This window comes from Citrobacter sp. TBCP-5362 (genome assembly GCF_005406305.1).
In the GTDB taxonomy this organism is placed as follows: Bacteria; Pseudomonadota; Gammaproteobacteria; order Enterobacterales; family Enterobacteriaceae; genus Citrobacter_B; species Citrobacter_B koseri.
The window spans coordinates 2897940-2920621 of the sequence record NZ_CP040234.1; the positions used below are offsets into that span (position 1 = coordinate 2897940).

Here is a 22682-nt window from a genome sequence, read left to right on the forward strand (position 1 = left end):
GAATGACGATGCCAACCACTCAGTGTCCGTGGCGGATGCAGGTACATCACATCCATCAGGAAACCCCGGATGTGTGGACTCTCTCATTACTGTGTCACGATCACTATCCGTACCGTGCCGGTCAGTATGCACTGGTCAGCGTTCGCAACTCTGCGGATACGCTGCGGGCCTACACCATTTCTTCCACGCCGGGCGTGAGCGAGTACATTACGCTGACGATCCGTCGCATTGATGAAGGCGCAGGTTCACAGTGGTTAACCCGCGAGGTGAAACGCGGCGATTATATCTGGCTGTCCGATGCGATGGGCGACTTTATCTGTGAAGACAAAGCCGAAGACAAGTTCCTGATGCTGGCGGCCGGTTGCGGCGTCACGCCAATTATGTCGATGCGTCGCTGGCTGGCAAAATACCGCCCGCAGGCAGATGTGCAGGTGATCTTCAACGTGCGTTCGCCGCAGGATGTGATTTTCGCTGAGGAATGGCGTCAGTACCCGGTCACGCTGGTGGCGGAGAACAATGCGACCCACGGTTTCGTGGCGGGTCGCCTGACCACTGCGTTACTGAAAAACGTGCCGGACCTGGCATCGCGCACCGTCATGACCTGCGGCCCGGCGCCGTATATGGACATGGTTGAGCAGGAAGTGAAAGCGCTCGGCGTAACGCGCTTCTTTAAAGAGAAGTTCTTTACGCCAGTTGCCGAAGCGGCAACGGAGGGTCTGAAGTTCACCAAACTGCAACCGGCGCAGGAGTTTTACGCGCCTGTCGGCACCACGCTGCTGGACGCGCTGGAAAGCAATAAAGTTCCGGTGACCGTGGCATGTCGTGCTGGCGTGTGCGGCTGCTGCAAAACCAAAGTGGTTTCCGGTGAATATACGGTCAGCAGCACCATGACGCTGACCGATGCGGAAATCGCCGACGGTTATGTACTGGCCTGCTCCTGCCATCCGCAGGGCGATTTAGTTCTGGCATAAGCTCTCATTGCCGGATGACGCTTCGCTTACCCGGCCTGCCATTTTTCGGCAGGCCGGGTAAGGCATTTACGCCGCCATCCGGCAATTCTTCACCGCCAGGCCGAATTTCCCGCAACAGAGAACCGCCCCGCCCCCAGAAACGCCACCGCCAGCGCGCCAATAAAGAAATAAACTAAACTTTCTATCGCCCATGCGCCGACGGCATCCAGTTGCCAGGTTTTCCCGGTGCCGACCATTAACCACGCCACCACCATCGTCAATGCCAGCACCAGCGCGGCAGGACGCGTAAGAATACCCAGCACAATCAGGCAAGGCGCAATCACCTCGCCCACCAGCACGCCATAGGCGATAAACCCGGGCAATCCTTTTGCAATCAGCATATTGCTAATGCCATCAATACCGTCGAACAGTTTATGCAGGCCGTGAAACAGCATCAGCCCCCCTACCGCGAGGCGTAACAGAAACTTGCCAAAATCTTCATGCGTCAGCATACGGTTCACTGCATTTAATAACGTTGTAACCATCTGAATTGACTCCTGGTTCCGGCTGGTTTGCCATTAAATTACGCGTTCTGTCGGTTGAAATATAGCTGCTGAAAATAAGGGGGGATGACAAAGCGTAACGATTATCTTCATCTAAACTTGTAACCGGTATCACATTACAGGAGATGGAAAACCATGAAACAAACCGTTGCCGCTTACATTGCAAAAACACTTGAACAGGCTGGCGTGAAACGTATCTGGGGCGTGACGGGCGACTCCCTGAATGGCCTGAGCGACAGCCTGAACCGGATGGGGACGATTGACTGGATGTCGACGCGCCATGAAGAGGTCGCCGCCTTTGCTGCTGGCGCGGAAGCGCAACTCACCGGTGAACTGGCGGTGTGCGCGGGTTCATGCGGGCCTGGCAACCTGCATTTGATTAACGGTCTGTTCGATTGCCACCGTAATCACGTCCCGGTTCTGGCTATCGCCGCCCACATTCCTTCCAGCGAAATCGGCAGCGGCTACTTTCAGGAGACCCACCCACAAGAGCTGTTTCGCGAATGCAGCCACTATTGCGAGCTGGTTTCCACCCCGGAGCAGATCCCGCAGGTACTGGCGATCGCCATGCGTAAGGCGGTGCTTAACCGTGGCGTCTCCGTCGTGGTGCTGCCGGGCGACGTTGCGCTGAAACCGGCGCCGGAAAGCGCCAGCACCCACTGGTATCATGCCCCGCTGCCGATCGTGACCCCGGCCGAAGAAGAGCTGAAAAAACTGGCACAGCTATTACGTTACTCCAGCAATATCGCCCTGATGTGTGGCAGCGGCTGCGCGGGCGCGCATAAAGAGCTGGTGGAATTCGCCGCCAAAATTAAAGCGCCAATTGTTCATGCGCTGCGCGGCAAAGAGCATGTAGAGTACGACAACCCTTACGATGTGGGCATGACGGGATTGATCGGCTTCTCATCCGGTTTCCATACGATGATGAATGCTGACACCCTGATCCTGCTCGGCACCCAGTTTCCCTATCGCGCCTTTTACCCGACCGACGCCAAAATCATTCAAATCGATATCAACCCGGCAAGCATTGGCGCGCACAGTAAAGTCGATATGGCGCTGGTCGGCGATATTCGCTCCACGCTCGCAGCGTTATTGCCGATGCTGGAAGAAAAAACCGATCGTAAATTCCTTGATAAAGCACTGGAGCACTATCGCGACGCGCGCAAAGGGCTGGATGATTTAGCCAAACCGAGCGAGAAAGCGATTCACCCGCAATATCTGGCGCAGCAGATCAGCCATTTCGCCGCAGATGACGCCATCTTTACCTGCGACGTCGGCACGCCGACCGTATGGGCGGCGCGTTATCTGAAAATGAACGGTAAGCGCCGTCTGCTGGGATCGTTTAACCACGGTTCAATGGCCAATGCCATGCCGCAGGCGTTAGGCGCCCAGGCCACCGAACCGGGCCGTCAGGTGATCGCCATGTGCGGCGACGGGGGATTCAGTATGCTAATGGGCGATTTCCTCTCTTTCGTACAGATGAAGCTGCCGGTAAAAATTGTTGTTTTCAACAACAGCGTGCTGGGCTTTGTGGCAATGGAGATGAAAGCGGGCGGCTACCTCACCGACGGCACCGAACTGCACGACACGAACTTCGCCCGCATCGCTGAAGCCTGCGGCATTACAGGGCTCCGCGTTGAAAAAGCCGCCGACGTCGACGAGGCGCTGCAACGCGCGCTGTCTATCGACGGCCCGGTACTGGTCGATGTGGTCGTGGCGAAAGAAGAACTGGCCATTCCGCCGCAAATCAAACTGGAGCAGGCCAAAGGGTTTAGCCTGTATATGCTGCGTGCGATCATCAGCGGGCGCGGTGATGAAGTGATCGAACTGGCGAAAACCAACTGGCTAAGGTAAAACAATGCACATCGCCTTTTAAACTATAGGGATGTGCAATGATCGATTTACGTAGTGATACCGTCACCCGGCCAAGTCGTGCCATGCTCGAAGAAATGATGGCCGCCCCGGTCGGGGACGACGTGTACGGAGATGACCCAACTGTCAACGCCCTCCAGCAATACGCCGCTGAGCTTTCCGGCAAAGACGCGGCGATTTTTTTACCCACCGGCACTCAGGCTAACCTGGTCGCTCTGCTCAGCCACTGTGAACGCGGCGAAGAGTATATCGCCGGTCAGGGCGCGCATAACTATCTGTACGAGGCAGGCGGCGCGGCGGTGCTGGGCAGCATTCAACCGCAGCCCATTGATGCCGCCGCAGACGGTACGTTGCCGCTGGATAAGGTCGCCGCGAAGATCAAGGCGGATGATATCCATTTTGCCCGCACTCGCTTACTCAGTCTGGAAAACACCCACAACGGTAAAGTGCTGCCGCGCGAATATTTAAAACAGGCGTGGGAATTTACCCGCGAGCGCGGTCTGGCGTTACACGTTGACGGCGCGCGTATTTTTAACGCGGTCGTCGCCTACGGCTGCGAACTGAAAGACATTACTCAATACTGCGACTCATTCACCATTTGCCTGTCAAAAGGTCTGGGGACGCCGGTAGGCTCACTGTTAGTCGGCAACCAGGACTACATTAAGCGCGCCATCCGCTGGCGCAAAATGACCGGCGGCGGTATGCGTCAGGCCGGCATTCTGGCGGCCGCCGGGCTGTACGCGTTGAAAAATAACGTCGCACGTTTACAGGACGATCACGACAACGCGGCCTGGATGGCGGAGCAACTGCGTGAAGCTGGTGCGGATGTTATGCGTCACGACACCAATATGCTGTTTGTCCGCGTTGGTGAAGAGAACGCAGCGGCGCTGGGCGAATACATGAAGGCGCGTGACGTGCTGATCAACGCGTCGCCAATCGTGCGTCTGGTGACGCATCTGGACGTATCGCGTGAACAGCTTGCTGAAGTCGCCGCCCACTGGCGCGCCTTTTTAACCCGCTAAGGAGACGGACGTGCCGCAACGTATTTTGGTTCTTGGCGCCAGTGGTTACATTGGTCAACATCTGGTGCGGGCGCTCAGCGCGCAAGGGCATCAGATTCTGGCGGCGGCACGTCGCATTGAACGGCTGGAAAAACAGCAACTGGCTAACGTCAGTTGTCATAAAGTCGATCTCAACTGGCCGGATAATCTGCCCGCGCTGCTCCGCGAGGTCGACACCGTCTATTATCTGGTGCATGGCATGGGCGAAGGCGGCGATTTTATTGCCCATGAGCGCCAGGTTGCGATGAACGTGCGCGATGCGCTGCGTGAAGTACCGGTCAAACAGCTCATATTCCTCAGTTCGTTGCAGGCGCCGAAACATGAGCAGTCTGACCATTTGCGCGCCCGGCAGTTAACTGCGGAGACGCTGCGCGAATCCGGCGTGCCGGTGACTGAACTGCGCGCCGGCATTATCGTCGGCGCAGGTTCAGCCGCCTTCGAAGTGATGCGCGATATGGTCTACAACCTGCCGGTGCTGACGCCACCTCGCTGGGTGCGCTCCCGAACCACGCCCATCGCGCTGGAAAATTTGCTGCACTATCTGGTGGCGTTGCTGGATCACCCTGCCTGCGAGCACCGGGTTCTCGAAGCCGCCGGGCCGCAGGTCTTAAGCTATCAGGAGCAGTTCAAGCACTTTATGGCCGTCAGCGGCAAACATCGCCTGCTGATCCCCATCCCTTTTCCGACCCGCTGGATTTCAGTCTGGTTTTTAAATGTCATTACGTCCGTTCCGCCGACCACGGCAAAAGCGCTGATCCAGGGGCTGAAACATGACCTGCTGGCCGATGATACCGAACTGCGGGCGTTGGTCCCCCAGACGCTCATCTCCTTTGACGATGCCGTGCGTCGCACGCTGAAGGAGGAAGAAAAACTGGTCAACTCCAGCGACTGGGGATACGACGCCCAGGCGTTTGCCCGCTGGCGACCAGAGTATGGCTATTTTGCCAAACAGGCCGGATTCACGGTTAAAACCTCCGCCAGCCGGAAAGCCCTGTGGCAGGTGATCAACCGTCTCGGCGGCAAAGAAGGCTATTTCTTTGGCAATATTCTCTGGAAAACGCGTGCGGCAATGGATCTGCTGGTGGGACATCGGCTGGCAAAAGGCCGACCTGAACACGCGCTTCTTCAGACCGGCGACACGGTGGACAGCTGGAAAGTCATCATTGTCGAGCCGGAAAAGCAGCTGACCTTACTGTTTGGCATGAAAGCGCCGGGTCTTGGCCGTCTGAGCTTTACCCTTGAAGATAAAGGCGATCACCGGCAAATTGACGTGCGCGCCTGGTGGCACCCGCACGGGATGCCAGGCCTTTTCTACTGGCTGCTGATGATCCCGGCGCATCTCTTTATTTTCCGGGGTATGGCAAAGCGAATTACCCGGCTTGCAGAACAAATCACAGATTAATCATAAAAACATACTGTATTCTTTCATGTTTCCCATTGCATACCGACGTAATTCACGGAAGAATGCGCACGAAGTTCTATTAACCACAGTGGATTGATATGAAGGTACTGGTTACCGGCGCCACCAGCGGCTTAGGTCGAAACGCGGTTGAGTTTTTGCGCAATAAAGGCATCAGCGTCAGAGCTACCGGTCGCAATGAAGCGATGGGCAAGCTGCTGCAAAAAATGGGAGCGGAATTTGTCCATGCGGATTTGACCGAGCTGGTCTCTTCGCAGGCAAAAGTGATGCTCGCAGGCATTGATACGCTGTGGCACTGCTCCAGTTTCACCTCGCCGTGGGGAACCCAGGAAGCCTTCGATCTGGCGAACGTCCGCGCCACCCGACGCCTCGGCGAATGGGCCGTCGCCTGGGGCGTACGTAACTTTATTCATATTTCCTCTCCGTCACTCTATTTTGATTATCACCACCATCGCGATATCAAAGAGGATTTTCGCCCTCACCGCTTCGCCAACGAATTTGCACGCAGCAAAGCGGCCGGTGAAGAGGTGATTAACCTGCTGGCGCAGGCCAACCCGCAGACGCGTTTTACTGTCCTGCGCCCGCAAAGTCTGTTTGGCCCACACGATAAAGTCTTTATTCCGCGTCTGGCGCATATGATGCACCACTACGGCAGCGTTCTGTTGCCGCACGGCGGCAGCGCGCTGGTGGATATGACTTATTATGAAAATGCCGTCCATGCGATGTGGCTGGCAAGCCAGGAAAGCAGTGACAAGCTGCCTTCTGGTCGGATCTATAACATCACAAATGGCGAACACCGGACGCTGCGCAGCATTGTGCAGAAGCTGATTGATGAATTAAACATTGATTGCCGAATCCGTTCGGTTCCGTATCCGATGCTGGATATGATCGCCCGCAGCATGGAGCGTTTCGGCAATAAATCGGCGAAAGAGCCGACGCTGACGCACTACGGCGTTTCCAAGCTGAATTTCGATTTTACGCTGGACACCACGCGCGCCCAGGAGGAACTGGGCTATCAGCCCATCGTCACGCTGGATGAAGGCATTGAGCGTACCGCCGCCTGGCTGCGCGATCACGGCAAGCTACCGCGCTGACCGGCGCACAGTGAACACAAAAAACGGCAACCATCAGGTTGCCGTCAGATTGTTGTACCGGATGGCACAATAGATACGACTCACCCGCCACAGGCCCGATAAGCCTGCGCCATCGGGCATTTCAGGCGTTGTCGTTTTATATTGTCATTACAGCGCGCTCCACGCGTCAGACCATGCCAGACCCGCGCCGGGTTCATAATAGGCCGGCGCCGTATTACACCAGCCGCTATACGGGAATGGTTTGCACTGGAACAGCTTACCGTGGTTATTCACGATATCGCCCGCATTGTACTTGCTGTTCGCGCTCCATGCCGGATACGAACCCGAAGCGCCGTCGTCCTGAGATGGCGTTGCCGCTTTCGCTTTCACGTTGAGCAGATAAGAGGTGGTGCTGCTCAATTCACCATCACTGACGGTCAGGCTCACCTCGTACTGCTGAGCGGTCGCCGCTTCCGGCGCGGCGAAGGTTACGACCGCTTTGTCTTCGCCAGACACGGTCTGACCATCCTGAGCACGCCAGGTGTAGGTCAGTTTGTTGCCGTCTTCGTCAGTCGACCCCTCCGCGCTCAAAGAGACCTGCGCCCCCGCATCTACCGCGCCAATCGGCCCTGCGATATGGGCTACCGGTGCATGGTTAACGGTGGTCGGCTCAGTCGGCGTTTCATCCGGCACTGGCGCAGGTGCAGGCGTATCATCAGCCGGTGTTGGCGTTACGGGCTCTTCATCCGGTTTAGTCGAAGAACCGTCATCATTAATGATGTTCACATTGTAGAAATGCTGTACACATTTCGTGTAATCCCCCTCTTTAAACGCGCTGAATGGCGTCTGATAACCCACCAGTTGGCAGGCATAGGTTTTGCCGTCCGGCGTATCCGAGCTCCATCCCCAATCTTGTTCCCAGTAGATCTTCAATGCGCCCGCGCCGCCTTCATCGAACTGCTTCATGTTGGCGCAGCCCAGCACTTCATCTGCCGGAACCGGTACTTTCAGGTAGTTAGCGAACTCTTTGTAGTATTTGATACGGTTCTGCGACTGCGCGATTTCCGTCGGGCCGCCGCATTCAACGCCGCCGTTGATAATCTGGGTGGTGACGCCAAAGCCGGGCACCAGACCGTTAGCCTTATCATGCGCGTTCGGCTGCCAGGTGCCATCGATGACCTGCAACATGCTAGGTTTCGGCGGCTGCGGGTAGGCGAAGAAGAAAATAGCGCTCGCCAGGTTCAGCCAGGTATCGGCAACCAGCTCCGGTTTATCCAGCAGCGTGCGAACGTCGCCATACATCGCTTCGGAGAACGGCCCGTAGTTGTAGTTATAGGACAACTGTTTCGCACCGCGGCCAAAGTAACTCAGGAATTCACCATCTTTGTCTTTGCCGCACGGCCAGGTTTGCCCCTGCCAGACGCTCGGGTTACATTCGCCGTTATAGCCGCCTTTCTGCCCTTCGCTCCAGCCCATTTCACGCACATACACCAGCGCCTGACGCCATTCGGCCTCTGGACGCCAGCTCTCATGGCCGCCGGTTTCCTGCGCAAAGTGGGCGAACATCGTAGCCAGCTCTTTGCGGCAAATCGCATCACTGTCGCGACCATCGTTATAGGTCTTACACAGCGCCGGGAATTTGCCGACTGCTTTCAGGAAATTGCTGTAGGTATATTCTTTAGCACGCAGCGGGAAAAGATATTCCCAGTCGCTGGCTTTGATGATCCCCTCAACGCGTTTGACGTTTTCCGGGTTGGCGGCGCGACCGGGTTCAATGAGTTCTACCTGGGCATTATCCAGCGTCTGGATCGTCTCTTTCACCGAAGCCATCAACGGGAAATTTGTCAGCTCCTGCTCCTTTTTCGCCAGATCGCTGGCTTTTATGGTGTAAGGCTCACTGCTGCTGGCCTGCAATGTATTTGCTTGCGCCATAAACGGCACCGCACAGGCACCCGCAATGAGTACACTCAATAATGTCCTTTTGCTCATTTCAATTTTTCCTTTATGTACAATAGTGATTAATTCAAATTCTGCGTTGTCCATTAACAACACGAATAAACAAACATCAGAACCTGGGGTTTTACTTTTCGAAGAACACCAGCAGGAATTCTTCAAAAAATAAAAGCAGCTGGATTTATTTATATTGCGTGGTCATTTTTATACGCTGGTATGTTTCCCAGACTTTATGCGCGTAAATCATGCGCTGCGGGTAATTCTCTTTTTTAACCCCGGCGTTATATGCGCCTACCGCCTCCCAGTTATAACCATATACTTTGATCATATCGGATAAGATCGACGCGCCGACCATAATAGATGTACAGGGTTCCAGCATCAGTCGATACTCATCAATGCCACGGCGTTCCAGCGCTGAAAAATGCGAACTATTTATTTGCATCAACCCGACATCTCTCGTCCCGTCGTGATTTCGTCCTACCGCATAGGGATTCATGCCAGACTCGACTTGCGCAATGGCAAATAATAAATAAGGGTCAACATGATAATAATTTGCGGCTCTGTCCCAGCAGTTGGCAAACGCGCTTTGACTTAACATCAATAACAACAAAATTAAACGTTTCATATTTTTATCCGGTTGTCGGGGTGATCTGCTCCTTGTTCGTTATGCACATTATTTTTTAGAGATGGCCGCCCCCAGACAGGGGCGGCTACCCTTCGCGGATAGATAACGTATCCGCATTATTAAGGTAAGAGGATTATTGACAGTCTGCGGCGGCGCCTTCTTTCACCCACACATCGCTGTTGCCGGGTTTATCACCCTGCGTCCACCATTTGGCGCGGTATACAGACCCCTGATAGGTGGTAGTCTCACCGCCGTTGTAAACCACATCGGAACGCCAGTTGAATTTCACCTGGCTGACCAGTTCCCACGCGTCCACACCAAAGCCTGGCTGATTGCCCTGCGTCCAGTACTTCGCTTTCCACACCAGGTGATCAAAACTGACGGTATCGCCATTGTTGTAGATTTTGCTGGCGTCCCATGCCGCGTAGTGGCTGGCATTGGCATCAACCGGGCTGTCGCAACCGCCGGTTGCCGCGCCTTCATCAGACGGCGTCGTCCCCTCATCGGATGGCGTGGTGCCTTCATCAGACGGTGTCGTCCCTTCGTCGGACGGCACCGGCGCTGCTTTTGGCGTAACGTTAATCTGCACGTTGGACTGCACGCTGGTTTTACCATCGCTGACCACGACGCTGACGGTGTAAGTCGAGGCAGAGCTCACTTCCGGCGCGGTGATGGTCACGCTGGAGGTGTCCGTCCCCGTCGCGTTCATGTCGCCCGGCACGCTCCAGGCGTAGGTCAACGCGTCGCCATCAGGATCGGCAGCCTGCGCATTCAGCGTGTAGGTTGCGCCTGCTTCAAGCGACACCGTTTCCAGCGGATTCACAACCGGCGCCTGGTTCGCTTTTGGCGCTTTGTTCACAACCTGAACGTCAATGGCGTTACTCAGACCTTTCGCATCGGTAACGGTCAGACGGAACGCCAGATTCTGATTGCTGGAGACGGCGGCGACGTTAAAGCTCGCTTTCGCGCTGGTGCTCTTGTTCAGCGTTACGGACGGACCGGAGATCTGCGTCCACTTATAGGTGATCGCATCGCCATCCGGGTCGGTAGAGGCAGAACCGTCCAGCGTGACCGTCGCCGGGCCGGTTACGACCTGGTCAACTGCGGTCGCGACTGGCGCATGGTTGGTCACAACCGGCTCAACCGGTGTAGAACCCCCACCCAGCAAGCTTTCGTTCATCGCGTTCAGAATGTCGCCGTTATCAGAGTCGATAGACCAGGAAAACAGGCCGCCGAGGTTGTTAGCCAGGACGTATTTACCTTTCGCCGCCGCAGAACGGGCGTCTTCATAGGTAATCAGGTCGCCGGTGGATTTATTGAAAATATACGGCGCTTCCGCCGCAGCGTCGTAACGGTATTCCCAGCCTGGTTTGCCTTTGTATTCGTTAACAATCTGACGATAATCAACCACGCCCGGCTCCCAGGTGCCTTTCACCGGGCCGGTAGCCGTACCGGTAAACGGATTGTCGCCGGTATAGCCATGCACGCCAGTCCAGCCGCGGCCATACATCCCCGCGCCCACCACGATCTTGCCTGGCTGCACGCCCTGTGCCAGCAACGCATTGACGCCATTTTCCGTGGTGTATTTGGTGTCCGGTTTCCACTCTGCGCCGTGCAGCGCCGCCTGGTGCCCCAGATCGGTGTTGCTCCAGCCGCCGTAGAAGTCGTAGCTCATCAGGAAGATGTGATCCATATACTGCTGCGCCTGGGCGTAGTCCACGTCTTCGATTTTGTCCTGACCGGAACCGATAGCGGAGGTCAACTCGTAAGTCCGACCGGTTTCGGCAGACAGTTCGTTAAGCATAGTGCGCAGATCGTGCATCAGTGCCGTGTAGGTCGCTTTATCCTGCTGCGGGTTGCCCAGCGTTTCATTCTGACCGCCGCCGCCCGGGAATTCCCAGTCAATATCTACGCCGTCGAAGAATTTCCAGGTCTTCAGGAAATCCTTAACGGAAGCAACAAACCGCGCGCGAATCGCGCTGTCATGCATCTGGAAAAACGGATCGGAAAGCGTCCATCCCCCAACCGATGGCAGGATTTTCAGATCCGGGTGCGCTTTTTTCAGCGCCATCAATTGACCGAAGTTGCCTTTATACGGGTCATCCCAGTTAGAGACGCCAGCCTGCGGTTTTTGCAACGCCGCCCACGGATCGTGGATCGCCACGGTATAGTCCTGTCGGCCATTACAGGCGCGTTTCAGCGCTTCAAAACTGTTGCCACCTTCGATGGATTTCAGGCTGTCATTGATGCCGTCGCCGCCGCAAATGGGAATAAAGCCGTACAGGATATGGTTCAGGTTAGCCGCCGGGATCTTATCCACCGGGAAATTACGGCCATACACGCCCCATTCCGGGAAGTACGCGCCCACCACTTTATCGGTATGCTGAGCAAACGTTTTATTGTTTTCCTTCATGGTGGTATTCAGCGGCAGCAGATGGCTACCGTCGGTATCCGCCACAATAATCAGCTTGCTGGCGCTTTTCGTACACCCGCTGGTATTACATAATTCAACCTGCTCCTGATAACGACCGCCTTTTTTGACTTTGAAGGTCGCAGAACCGGCAGCGCTACCTGCGCCAGACCATACGGTCTTACCATCCAACAGCACTTTCGCGGAGGTCGGCGCATCGCCGCTCCAGACGTTCCATTCCACCTTGACGTCCACGCCATCGTTATGAACTTTCACCAGGTTGTTATAATCCTGCGCAGCCTGATCCACTTCCACAATGGCGAATTTATCATTGCCGCTGGTAATAGACGGCGTACCCGGCGCAGCGGCAAAAACCGGACTTGTCGCTGCTGCCACAAAAAGTGCCAGATATTTAGGCTTCATAAATTTCATTATTAATTCCTGATAATTTTATTCGTGAATATTTAACAGCCATGCATTCCTTAGAGCATGGACGAATTTCAAACAGCAATTTATTTAAGACAACGGAAACCAACCCATTATAAAAATGAAATAATCTATTTCGCTTTACGCTCCTCCCTAAAATGGCATAAGCATTAATTCTATTGACTTATGCGACAATGATAATCTGGAAAATAAATAAGTTCCCTTTATTCCCTCGGCGAAAGAATTTAAAAAAACACTTGACCAGCCGCGTCAGAATGTGAATTGCAATGTCTGGAAGATAAACATCGCCATTCCCGAAAAGGCCAGACAGGGACCAAAAGGAATTTGCCCCGCTTTATTTACGCCAGAGTAAAAAAGTCCATACAGAACAATACCGCTTAATGCCGCAACCAGAATTAATAACGGTAACGCCTGCCAGCCGCACCACGCCCCCAGCGCCGCCAGTAGCTTAAAATCGCCCTGTCCAAGCCCTTCCCGCCCCGTCAGCAGGCGAAAACTCCAGTACACCAGCCACAGAATGAGATACCCCGCAACGGCGCCATATAACGCGCTCGCCAACGGCATCGTGTGGAAAACGCAATGCAGCAGCAGCCCAGCCCACAGCAGCGGCTGCGTGAGACAATCCGGCAACAGCATATATTTCGCATCAATCATCGTGAGCGGCAGCAAACCGCACCATAAAACCCACAGCGCGATCAGCGTGACAAAGGAAGGGAGCGCCGCCGCCGTTGCCGCAAAAAAAAGCGCACTGGCTAACTCCACCAACAGCAAGCGCAGGGGAATCACAGACTGGCAATGGCGGCAACGACCGCGCAGGCAGCACCAGCTCAGTAACGGAATATTTTCCCACCAGGCCAGTTGATGCCCGCAGTCCGCGCAGTGCGAGGCAGGAAAAAGTAAATTCCCCGCCCCTTCCTTTTCCATCACCATTGCGGGAACGCGCTCGCTGACTACACCAAGAAAACTGCCGAGGATCCCGCCCAGACAGGCGCTCATTATGCAAAACCCAATCGGCCAGCTTTCCCGAAACAACATGATCGTATTCATGCGTTTTTATTCCAGCTCAGCGTAATATTGGCTTTCACGTCGCTTTGACGATCGACCGGCCGCAAATCCATTTTTTGCAACTGAACGCCGGACGTGACATTCACTTCACGTAGCCAGTTTTTCAGTTCATAAATATTGACCTGTTCAACAACAAAAGAGAGTGAGCGTTCATCCTGACGAATATCAGACAACGCGAGATGGATCTCTTTCGCGCTCTCTTCAATAACCGTTCGCGGGTTGTTCGTTTTTAAGACTTTCGCCTGTAAATGATTTTTATCGATTTCGTCCCGCATCCAGCGCAGCGTCTCTTTTTGCCGCATTAACGTGGACTGGCTGTTTTGAATCATATGATCCAGCGGAATAATGCCGCCGTAATAAATTACCGCGCAGCACATCGCCGCCGCACATAGCGTAATAAGACCACGCTCGCGATCGCTGTAGTTTTGATAGCGTGCTTTTAATTGTGCAATTCGCTCTTTCATTTATATTTCCCCGTCACGATCGCCGTATAGGGTGACTGGTTCGAAACCGGTTGTAACGCAAAGTCAAAATGGGGAGTGGCCTGCGTAACGAAATCCTGTAGCGCCTGCGCGTTCGGCGAGGCCGCGTTCAGCGTCAACACATTCTGCGCGTTGTCATATTCCACTTCATTTATCTCAATAGCAGGAACAGACTGTTTAACCTGTTCCAGCGCCTCAAGTTGCAGAAAAATACCTTTACTCTGTTTTTTAATATTCTGACCAAAATGGTATTTGATATTGGTTTTCTGCCGCAGACTCGGGAAATAGTGTTGAGCGACCTGGGCAATCTCGGCCTGTACCTGATTTTCCTGCTGAACCAACATCCATGCCATTGCCACGCGCGGGCCAATCAGCAACCCCATCGACAGCAGCGCAGACACCGCCATTGCTGTCCTCAGATGACGAAATCGCCCCACCTCTTTGCCGCAGGCGGCAAATGCGCCATGCAGCATATTGGCGCGACACGCTTTCCATTGCGGCTGAATCAATACCAGCGGATGCTGCCACGGCAGTTGTTCAGTGACATCGATACCCGCAGGTGCTTCGCCGTAGCAGCGCACTTCGCCATCGCCGCCTTGCGCCAGCAACAGCGGCAGCAGCGTAGCATCCGCTTCGCAGGCGCCGAACGGCGGAAAGCGCAGCCACCAGCTTTCGTCACAGGAAACCAGCGTACTGCCGCCTTCGTTTACCGGCAGCAGAACGGCGTCCGGCAATACCTGAATCACCTTCAGTCCGGCCTCTTCGCACAGCGCAAGCCAGCGCTCAAAGCAGGTGGCGTCAATGGCCACGGCATCCACTTCCCGCCCTTTTTTTCGCAATACCGTCCAGTGCAGCGAGTCCACATCGCCGATCAGCGTCTCTTCCGCCAGCCATGAAAACGGTGTGGAGGCCGTCGATAACCCTTTTTTGGGCAGGGTAAAATGACGGAACACCATCTCACTGGCGGGCAACAGCAAACAAACGCGTGTCGCCAGGGGATTTACGGCAAGCGTTCTCAGCGCATCCCGACTTTCCAGCGTTGCCACCTGCTGGCTACCGGAGACGCACCACTCGATTTTCCCGTCCACGTTTGCATCGGGACGAATAAAAAGTACCTGTTTCATAGACTATGACTTTTCTTATTCAATCATTCGGTAACGGCGTTGCCAGGTTCTCACCTCGCCAGAGTCACGATCGACATGAATCTGGCTGACAACGCGCAGCGTTAAATCATCAGTATTACCGGTACTCTCGACCCGGAAATAGTGACTGTTCACCGCAACAAACGCCTGCATCTGCGCGAGGATCGCTTTGCTCTGCGGATAGTTTGTTTCGAGCGTTTTACTGAACGCGTCAACCGACGCCCACCCTTCTTCCGGGCGCGAGGCAATCAGCCGTGCTGCGTCATCCTCACTTAACGTCCCCGCAGACAGCGCAGACAACAGCGGCGCCTGCCCGGGCTTCAGGGTATTCACATCCACTTTGCTCTCCGTATCAGGCAGCGCGCACAGCACCTTGCTGACGCGGGGATATGCCGCCACCGGAAAACCCGGCAACCGTTTTATCTCGCTGATGGTGCGCATCATCTGATTCGCAGGAAGGCGCTGCGGCGTCACACCCGCCCAGGCATCGCTTTCCAGAGCCTCTTTTGCGGTTGTGCTGTCAGCGTCCAGATAATCCACCAGTTGTTGATAAACCTCTTCCGCCGCTGCCGTACTGATGCCGCTGTCGATCAGCAACTGTTCAACGATCTGCTCTTTCACCGGCTTTGTCGGCTGCGCGGCGGCGCTATCCGCAGGAGGCGCAGGGTCAATGGCCAGCAGACTGTTCACGTTAAAGCAGGTCTGGGCGTCCTCAATCTGGCTCACGACGGTATAGTTCTCACCCTGAGTTTCCAGCGGTTCGTGCCACGCGCCTTCTGGCGATAATCCATTGCTCTCACCGCTGGCGTCGGTTTGCAGACGATCTTTTATCGCCGCAGCCTGGCCTTGCATCGCCCAGCGCAGCTGCTGCTGACTGACCTGATAGCGGGTTTTCTGCAAATTTCGGCAAAACTGCTGACCGATCTTTGCCGCCAGCGCTGACATCATCACCAGCAAAATCAACACCACCAGCAGCGCGACGCCGCGCTGTTTTTGCGCCGATTGCGTGTTCATTGCTGTTCTCCACCGCGTGCTGGCGGAACCGATGCCGTAACGTCAGCAGGCGTGGGTTGTGCAGCCTCAGCGCTTTCGTCTTTCTTTTCTCCCTGGATTTCCGGCATGTCTCCCGGCGTCATAAACACCCAGCGCCAGGTATCCCCGTTTTCCATCGTCAGCGTCAGTTCGGCGCCTTCCGGCTGATGGGCGGTTTCAACCCATGTCGTCTGCCAGCCCTGTCGCCAGAATCGCCACTTCATCGCTTTAACGTTGCTTAAAATCGGTACTTCTTCTGGACTCACGTCAGCCGGACTATCAATGTCAGGCCAGACATCACGCCACAGGCGATGCGCCTCCAGCCGCCAGCGCACGCGTTCCAGCTGAATTTGCCCACTGACGCCGCTTACCGTCGTCAGCTCAACGGCATGTTGATCCAGACGGAACACATCCGTTTCATTGCGCGGCGCGCGCGGCTGGAGCTGAGAGAAATCGCGCTCCAGCAGGTTACAGGCTCGCTGAAGCTGATTAAGCGTCGTCGCAGCAGCATCCGTTGCCGTGGTGGTGCGCATCGCGCCGTCAAGGATTTGCCAGGCAAGGGTGCTGATCACGGCAAAAATCGTCAGCGCAATCATGATCTCCAGCAGCGTAAAACCTTGCTGGCGACGGAGTGGCGTATTCATTTGCGCTCCTTCGGCGGGACAACCCGCAGCGTGATGACCGGCTGGCCCTCTTCGCCTTCGGCATACACCTGGACTTCATCGGCAAACGCCTTGTCATCGGTTTTCACCCGCTGTTTTCGCCAGTTCCAGTTGCGTCCACCCATCGTTTCACTGCCTTCTTCAGCGACGTCGGGAAAAACGCTTTTTGCAAGCTGCGCTTGCGCGAGCTGGTTTTCCGCAACCCAACTGGCCTGTAGCGTATCGGCAAGACCGTGCGTAAAACGCACATTCAGCGAGACGGAATTCATCAACGCCAGCGCGGCGGTAGAAAAGATCACCAGCGCCACCATGACTTCCAACAGCGTCATGCCCTGTTCTTTCGCTTCCGGTTTAGTCATTGTTCTCTACCAAAACGGGTGAAGCGCCCTGCGACACCACGCGGAAATGGTGCTGTTTGTCATAGCTCTGCAACGTCAGCGTGAATCGGCTAATTTCCCCATCCGGTAAAAAGAGCACCTGCGGATCGGCATCAGGCGTGGCCGCCAGACGCTGGGGAGCGAGCGAAACGTGCATCTCTTCAGGAAACTGTCCGTGGGTGAAAATACGCCCGGCTGTCAGCGGCGCCCAATGACGCCCGCCGTTTTCCCCGGCCCACTTCACCAGCTGGTATTCCGTTGGCGTCATCACCAGCCCGACTATATTTCCGTCCATCACTGCCCGATCAGAACCATATTCAACGAGGGATTGTAATTGCTGGCCTAATATATCTGCGCCGCTGCGTGAGGGTATTGTCGAAACCACCATCATGGCGCAGCTGGCAAAAATAACCAGCGCCAGAATAATTTCCAGCAATGTAAATCCACGTTGCTTATTCATTACTTATCTTTTTTATCTAAAGACCAGTTCGTTATATCATCGGCGGTATTCGCTTCACCATCCGGGCCGGAGGAGAAAACATCTACCGCGCCATGTTCGCCAGGGCTAACCAGAATGTAATCATTTCCCCACGGGTCCTGCGGCAGACGGCGAATATAACCGTCAGCACGATAGCCGTTGGGAATCGGCGCGATCTCCGGCTTCGTCACCAACGCCTGCACCCCCTGTTCGGTGGTTGGGTAGCGATGGTTATCGAGCTTATACATATCCAGCGAGCCTTCCAGTGCGACAATATCGCTGGTCGCTTTTTGCGCATCCGCTTTCTCTTTATTCCCCATCAGATTCGGCACCACCATGCTGGCCAGAACACCAAGAATAACGATGACCACCATTAATTCGAGCAAAGTAAACCCGGCCTGACCTTTCAGGCTATTTTTTTTCACAGACATAATTAACCCACCATATTATTGAGCTGAAGAAGCGGTTGTAATATTGACAGTACGATAAATAAAACCACCGTCGCCATCGTCACCACCAGCGCCGGTTCAAATACCGACAGCGTTAATGTAATGCGATGTTGTAATGCCGACTCCTGGTTTTCGGCGGCGCGATCCATTAATGAACCGAGTTCGCCGCTCTCTTCGCCAGAAGCAATCATATAAAGCATGGTTGGCGGAAATAATCTGGCCTGCTCCAGTGCGTTATATAATGACGCGCCCTGACGCACGGTATCCGCCGCCTGTTCCAGTACCTGACGCGCATACAGATTCTCAATACCGTCCATCGCGATATACATACCTTCCAGCAACGGCACGCTACTGGCTTGTAAAATGCTCAGGGTGCGGATGTAACGGGCACTGTTTATTGCACAGACCAGTTTTTTCAGCGGCGAACGGTTCACCAGCCAGCGGTGATATGCAAAACGATGACGCTCTTTTTTAAGCCAGGCGTTAAAAGCGATAAACGATCCGACAAGGCCGCCGCCGATAACCATTCCGTAAGCCTGCAAAAAATCGCTGACCGCAATCAGGGTACGGGTGGTGACGGGCAACTGCTGCTTCATATGCACAAACTGTTCGATGACCTGCGGCACCACCGCCACCAGCAGAATGGAGATAACCGCAATCGCCACCACCGTCAGGGTGATGGGATAGACCATCGCCTGCGACAGCTTGCTTTTCATTTTCTGTCGCTGTTCGTTGTATTCAGCCAGCTTTTCCAGCACGCCGCCGAGATGCCCGGTCTTTTCCCCTGCCATCACCAGCGTGCAATAGAGCTTGTCGAAAGTACGCGGAAACTGGCTGAAAGCGTCGAAAAGCGTGTGCCCTTCTACCACTTTATCGCGGATCTCACCGACCATCACCGCCAGCTTTTTGTCTTCCGTCTGCTTAGAAATCGCCTTCAGCGCACTCTCCAGCGGCAGTGCGGCATTAACCAACGTCGACAGCTGGCGGGTAAACATTGAGAGCACCGGTGTCGAAAGTTTTGCGCCTTTCTGAGCCCCCTTTCCGGCGGCGCGCTCGCGGGTGAGCGTAATGCTGATCGGCATCAGCTTCTGTTCGCGCAGCGTCTGGCGCACCTGCTTTGGGCCTTCAGCCTGCAAGGCGCCGCGCCGGGTTTTCCCGGCGGCATCCGTAGCCGTCCATGCGAACCAGGCCATTATTCGTCACCTCCGCGCTCGGCGGTAACACGCATCACTTCCTCCAGCGAGGTGACGCCGGAGATCACCTTCAACAAACCATTTTCCCGCAGGCTGTAGGCCTGCTTAAACAGCTGAGTTTCAATCGACATTTCGTCTTTATCTTCATGAATAGCGCGGCGCATCGCGCTGTCCACCAGCAGAAACTCATGAATACCGGCGCGTCCCTGGTAACCGCTCTGGCGGCACTGTTCACACCCCACGGCGCGATAAATCACGTCGGGGGGGCTCTCCATAAAGCTGAACAGCGGTTTTTCATTATCATCCAGCGGACTGACGGCGCGGCAGTGAGGACACAGCCGACGAACCAGACGCTGGGCAATGACGCCAAGCAGCGATGAACCAATTAAAAACGACTCCAGCCCCATATCGCGCAACCGGGTAATCGCTCCCGCCGCGCTGTTGGTATGCAGCGTAGACATGACCAGATGGCCGGTAAGCGACGCCTGAACCGCAATCTGCGCGGTTTCGCCGTCACGAATTTCACCGATCATCACCACATCCGGGTCCTGACGGAGGATCGCGCGCAGGCCTCGGGCAAACGTCATATCCACTCGCGGGTTAACCTGCGTCTGCCCCACGCCTTCCAGTTCATATTCGATCGGATCTTCAACGGTAAGAATATTGCGTTCATGGCCGTTTAGCGCCGAGAGGATGGCGTAAAGCGTCGTGCTCTTACCGGACCCGGTCGGCCCGGTCACCAGGATAATCCCATGCGGGCGGCCAATCAGTCCTTTGAGCTGTTCCAGTTCTTCGTCGATCAACCCCAGCTTATTGATATCCGGCTTCAGGTTGCTTTTATCCAGCAGACGCATGACCACCCGCTCGCCATACTGCGACGGGATGGTTGAGACACGCACATCCACCGCCTTACGCCCAATGCGCAGGGAGATGCGACCGTCCTGCGGCAGGCGTTTTTCGGCGATATCCAGTTTAGACATCACCTTAATCCTCGATACCAGCAGCGGCGCCAGCTTACGCGCGGGCTGCAATACAGGACGCAGCACGCCATCAACGCGAAAACGGATACTCAGCGTGCGCTCAAAGGTTTCGATATGGATATCCGACGCGCCATCCTTCACCGCCTCGCCAAGAATGGCGTTAATCAGACGGATAACCGGCGAGTTTTCATCGTTATCCAGCAAATCCTCGTTATCGGGGATCTCCTCGGTTAACGCCATCAGATCGATATTGGCATCCATATCATCAACCAGCTGCTGCGAAACACCGCTATTCTGCTGCCAGATTTTAGCCAGCATCTCTTCAAACGCTTCTGGCGTTAATGTTACCGGCATAAAGGCACGCCCCAGCACGCGACGCATCTCCAGCAGGGCAAACGCGGGCGCATCCTCACGGATATATACGTCGTTGTGATAAAGCAGCACACCGTTGTCTTTTGCGAAGCTGCTGCTGCACAAATTTTTGCTTAATTCATCCACGCGACACCCCCGGCTTACTCTTTAAACGGATTGCGCGACGCCGTGGCTGGCGCAGCAGTGCTGGTGTTTACGGGCGACGGGAACGCGGGCAGAATGGCGTTATCACCCGGCTCCAGGATGCCCATTTTTTTCTCCTCCATACGCTGCTGCTGGCGCGCGCGCACCTGGTCGTATTTCTCTTTCGACGCGGCGCTGTAGTTGTCGTCATCGCGCAGAACGGTGGTATGGATAAAGACCATCAGGTTTCGTTTGGTGGTATCCTGCGAGGTGTAGCGGAACAGTTGCCCCACCAGAGGAATATCGCCAAGCAGCGGCACTTTCGACACATTCTGTTTGGTGACATTTTCGATAAGCCCTCCCAGCACTACCGTCTGCCCGCTATGAACCATCACTTCGTTATTGATCGTGCGGGTGTTAAAGGTGGGGCCTAAAGACGAATCCTCCGTCGAACTGGCGTCCACGCTGGAAACTTCCTGCTCGATCTTCATGTGGATCATGTCGCCGTCATTAATCTGCGGCAGGATCTTCAACTTCGTCCCCACCGTCTTACGCTCAACGGTGTTAAAGACGTTGTCGCCCGTCGTCGTCTGCGAACCAGAAAGCACCGGCACATCCTGACCAACGTTAAACGACGCTTCTTTGTTATCCAGCGTCACCACGCTCGGCGTGGAGAGAATGTCGTTTTTGCCGTTGGTCGACAGCGCCGTCATCAGCGCGCCGAAATCGCCGTTAAAGAAACCTGTCGCCATACCGGTAAAATTCACGCCTTTTATCGTCCCGTTCTTAACCTGGCCGATCGGCAGACCGGTTGCGCCAAACTGTACGCCGCCGTGTTTGCTCGTCCACTGCACGCCGAGATCGGTTCCGGCGCCATCCTGCACTTCAGCGATAATGGCTTCCACCAGTACCTGGGGACGGCGAATGTCCAGCTTGTCGATCACTTTCTCAAGCGAGTTCATCACGTTCGGCTGCGCGGTGATCACCAGTGAGTTTGTCGACTCGTCGGCAGTAATATTCAGATCGGTCGCGGCAACCGGCGATTTACTTTTCGCCGCGCCCGGCTTGTCCTTCATCTGCTCTCCAATGCCCGTTAACACCGGCACCACTTTGGCGGCATTGGCATATTTCAGGTAGAAGACGCGGGTATTCCCCTCGTTATTCTGCTCGCGATCAAGCTGCGCTATCAGCGTGCGGGTACGCGCCCGCGCTTCTTCGCTGCCGCTAATGACCAGGCTATTCGTCTCCTCATCCGCCACCACTTTGGTCGCCAGTTGCGGTGCGTTCTGCCCTTTTTGCTCTTCGTTGTTGAGGTTATTCAACATATCCGAAAGTTCCTTCGCGGAGGCGTAATGCAGCGGAACGATTTCGCGCCGCTGTACGCCGGAACGATCGACGCGCTGAACCAGATCGACCAGGCGGTTCACCACCGAGGCTTTACCGGTGAGCAGCAGGACGTTCGACGGCTCAAAGTGCACCACGTTGCCGATACCGGTCGCATCGTTCAGCTGGCGCAACAGCGGCGCCAGTTCGCGTACCGGTACATTTTCCATCCGCACGACGCGGGTAATAACTTCATCCCCTTTACCGGGATTTTTGCTGTCGGCAATCGGCGTTCCCGCGGTTCTCGCAACGGATGAACGAACCACTTTCACCATGCCGTTATCCATCGGAATCACGGAAAGTCCGTACAAATCCAGCACGCTGAGGAAAAACTGATAGTATTCATCTTCGGTCAGGACGTTATACGTCCGAACCGATACGGTTCCCTGTACCGACGGATCGACCAGAATCGTTTTATTGAGATTACGACCAACCGTATCAATAAACTCACGAATATCAGTATTTTTAAAGCTGGCGCTAAAATTCGCCGCAAAGAGCGAACTGGAATATAACGCCAGAGTTGTCAGCGCCACGCACGCCCACGGAAATTTCTTCATGGCAATTCACTTG

20 protein-coding genes are annotated in these 22682 nt (G+C 55.1%); 5 read left to right on the plus strand and 15 right to left on the minus strand.

Annotated features, from left to right (window positions below):
- Positions 1 to 2 precede the first annotated feature (2 nt).
- Positions 3 to 971 carry an NADH oxidoreductase gene (gene hcr, locus FD428_RS13855; RefSeq protein ID WP_114848460.1) on the plus strand — a complete coding sequence of 323 codons (969 nt, stop codon included), beginning with the start codon at positions 3 to 5 and terminating at the stop codon, positions 969 to 971.
- An 89-nt stretch (positions 972 to 1060) separates the two neighbouring features.
- Here hcr and FD428_RS13860 read toward each other — a convergent pair whose 3' ends face one another.
- Entirely contained in the window at positions 1061 to 1495 is a 435-nt protein-coding gene (locus tag FD428_RS13860) for a DoxX family protein (RefSeq protein ID WP_024130489.1), read from the minus strand.
- Positions 1496 to 1648: 153 nt separating this feature from the next.
- Here FD428_RS13860 and poxB point away from each other — a divergent pair, with 153 nt between their 5' ends.
- From poxB to FD428_RS13880, 4 genes are all read left to right on the plus strand, one after another.
- Complete coding sequence (gene poxB, locus FD428_RS13865) at positions 1649 to 3367, plus strand: ubiquinone-dependent pyruvate dehydrogenase (protein ID WP_114848461.1); 1719 nt, start codon at positions 1649 to 1651, stop codon at positions 3365 to 3367.
- A gap of 38 nt (positions 3368 to 3405) precedes the next feature.
- The gene (gene ltaE, locus FD428_RS13870; RefSeq protein ID WP_058668943.1) at positions 3406 to 4407 is read left to right on the plus strand and encodes a low-specificity L-threonine aldolase; all 1002 of its coding nucleotides are present in this window, start codon (positions 3406 to 3408) and stop codon (positions 4405 to 4407) included.
- 10 nt (positions 4408 to 4417) lie between these two features.
- Positions 4418 to 5848 (plus strand): SDR family oxidoreductase, encoded by a 1431-nt coding sequence (locus FD428_RS13875; RefSeq protein ID WP_114848462.1) that lies wholly within the window; start codon positions 4418 to 4420, stop codon positions 5846 to 5848.
- A gap of 98 nt (positions 5849 to 5946) precedes the next feature.
- Complete coding sequence (locus FD428_RS13880; RefSeq protein ID WP_114848463.1) at positions 5947 to 6960, plus strand: NAD(P)-dependent oxidoreductase; 1014 nt, start codon at positions 5947 to 5949, stop codon at positions 6958 to 6960.
- A gap of 147 nt (positions 6961 to 7107) precedes the next feature.
- Here FD428_RS13880 and FD428_RS13885 read toward each other — a convergent pair whose 3' ends face one another.
- The 14 genes from FD428_RS13885 to gspD all read right to left on the minus strand — a co-directional run bounded on the left by FD428_RS13885 (position 7108) and on the right by gspD (position 22669).
- Positions 7108 to 8928 (minus strand): glycoside hydrolase family 19 protein, encoded by a 1821-nt coding sequence (locus tag FD428_RS13885; RefSeq protein WP_114848503.1) that lies wholly within the window; start codon positions 8926 to 8928, stop codon positions 7108 to 7110.
- A 145-nt stretch (positions 8929 to 9073) separates the two neighbouring features.
- The gene (gene iagB, locus FD428_RS13890) at positions 9074 to 9517 is read right to left on the minus strand and encodes a type III secretion system invasion protein IagB (RefSeq protein ID WP_012133066.1); all 444 of its coding nucleotides are present in this window, start codon (positions 9515 to 9517) and stop codon (positions 9074 to 9076) included.
- A gap of 133 nt (positions 9518 to 9650) precedes the next feature.
- Positions 9651 to 12359: a glycosyl hydrolase family 18 protein gene (locus tag FD428_RS13895; protein ID WP_071259541.1), complete on the minus strand. Its 2709-nt coding sequence runs from the start codon at positions 12357 to 12359 to the stop codon at positions 9651 to 9653.
- Between the two features lie 264 nt (positions 12360 to 12623).
- Positions 12624 to 13421: an A24 family peptidase gene (locus FD428_RS13900; RefSeq protein ID WP_114848464.1), complete on the minus strand. Its 798-nt coding sequence runs from the start codon at positions 13419 to 13421 to the stop codon at positions 12624 to 12626.
- A complete protein-coding gene (locus FD428_RS13905; RefSeq protein ID WP_012133069.1) occupies positions 13418 to 13903 on the minus strand; it encodes a type II secretion system protein M in 486 nt (161 codons plus the stop codon). The genes FD428_RS13900 and FD428_RS13905 overlap by 4 nt, the downstream gene beginning before the upstream one ends.
- Positions 13900 to 15045, minus strand: a complete 1146-nt coding sequence (gene gspL / locus FD428_RS13910) for a type II secretion system protein GspL (RefSeq protein WP_114848465.1) — start codon at positions 15043 to 15045, stop codon at positions 13900 to 13902. The genes FD428_RS13905 and gspL overlap by 4 nt, the downstream gene beginning before the upstream one ends.
- Before the next feature lie 15 nt (positions 15046 to 15060).
- Positions 15061 to 16077: a type II secretion system minor pseudopilin GspK gene (gene gspK, locus FD428_RS13915; RefSeq protein WP_114848466.1), complete on the minus strand. Its 1017-nt coding sequence runs from the start codon at positions 16075 to 16077 to the stop codon at positions 15061 to 15063.
- Positions 16074 to 16739 carry a type II secretion system minor pseudopilin GspJ gene (gspJ, locus tag FD428_RS13920; RefSeq protein ID WP_114848467.1) on the minus strand — a complete coding sequence of 222 codons (666 nt, stop codon included), beginning with the start codon at positions 16737 to 16739 and terminating at the stop codon, positions 16074 to 16076. The genes gspK and gspJ overlap by 4 nt, the downstream gene beginning before the upstream one ends.
- The gene (gspI, locus tag FD428_RS13925) at positions 16736 to 17116 is read right to left on the minus strand and encodes a type II secretion system minor pseudopilin GspI (RefSeq protein WP_104868858.1); all 381 of its coding nucleotides are present in this window, start codon (positions 17114 to 17116) and stop codon (positions 16736 to 16738) included. The genes gspJ and gspI overlap by 4 nt, the downstream gene beginning before the upstream one ends.
- A complete protein-coding gene (gene gspH / locus FD428_RS13930; protein WP_012133074.1) occupies positions 17109 to 17594 on the minus strand; it encodes a type II secretion system minor pseudopilin GspH in 486 nt (161 codons plus the stop codon). Before gspH ends, gspI begins: the two co-directional genes overlap by 8 nt.
- On the minus strand, positions 17594 to 18043 hold the full coding sequence (gene gspG, locus FD428_RS13935; protein WP_114848468.1) for a type II secretion system major pseudopilin GspG: 450 nt from the start codon (positions 18041 to 18043) through the stop codon (positions 17594 to 17596). The genes gspH and gspG overlap by 1 nt, the downstream gene beginning before the upstream one ends.
- A gap of 2 nt (positions 18044 to 18045) precedes the next feature.
- A complete protein-coding gene (gspF, locus tag FD428_RS13940) occupies positions 18046 to 19254 on the minus strand; it encodes a type II secretion system inner membrane protein GspF (RefSeq protein WP_104868859.1) in 1209 nt (402 codons plus the stop codon).
- Positions 19254 to 20732 (minus strand): type II secretion system ATPase GspE, encoded by a 1479-nt coding sequence (gene gspE, locus FD428_RS13945; RefSeq protein ID WP_114848469.1) that lies wholly within the window; start codon positions 20730 to 20732, stop codon positions 19254 to 19256. The genes gspF and gspE overlap by 1 nt, the downstream gene beginning before the upstream one ends.
- A 14-nt stretch (positions 20733 to 20746) precedes the next feature.
- The gene (gspD, locus tag FD428_RS13950; protein WP_114848470.1) at positions 20747 to 22669 is read right to left on the minus strand and encodes a type II secretion system secretin GspD; all 1923 of its coding nucleotides are present in this window, start codon (positions 22667 to 22669) and stop codon (positions 20747 to 20749) included.
- Positions 22670 to 22682: the final 13 nt, after the last annotated feature.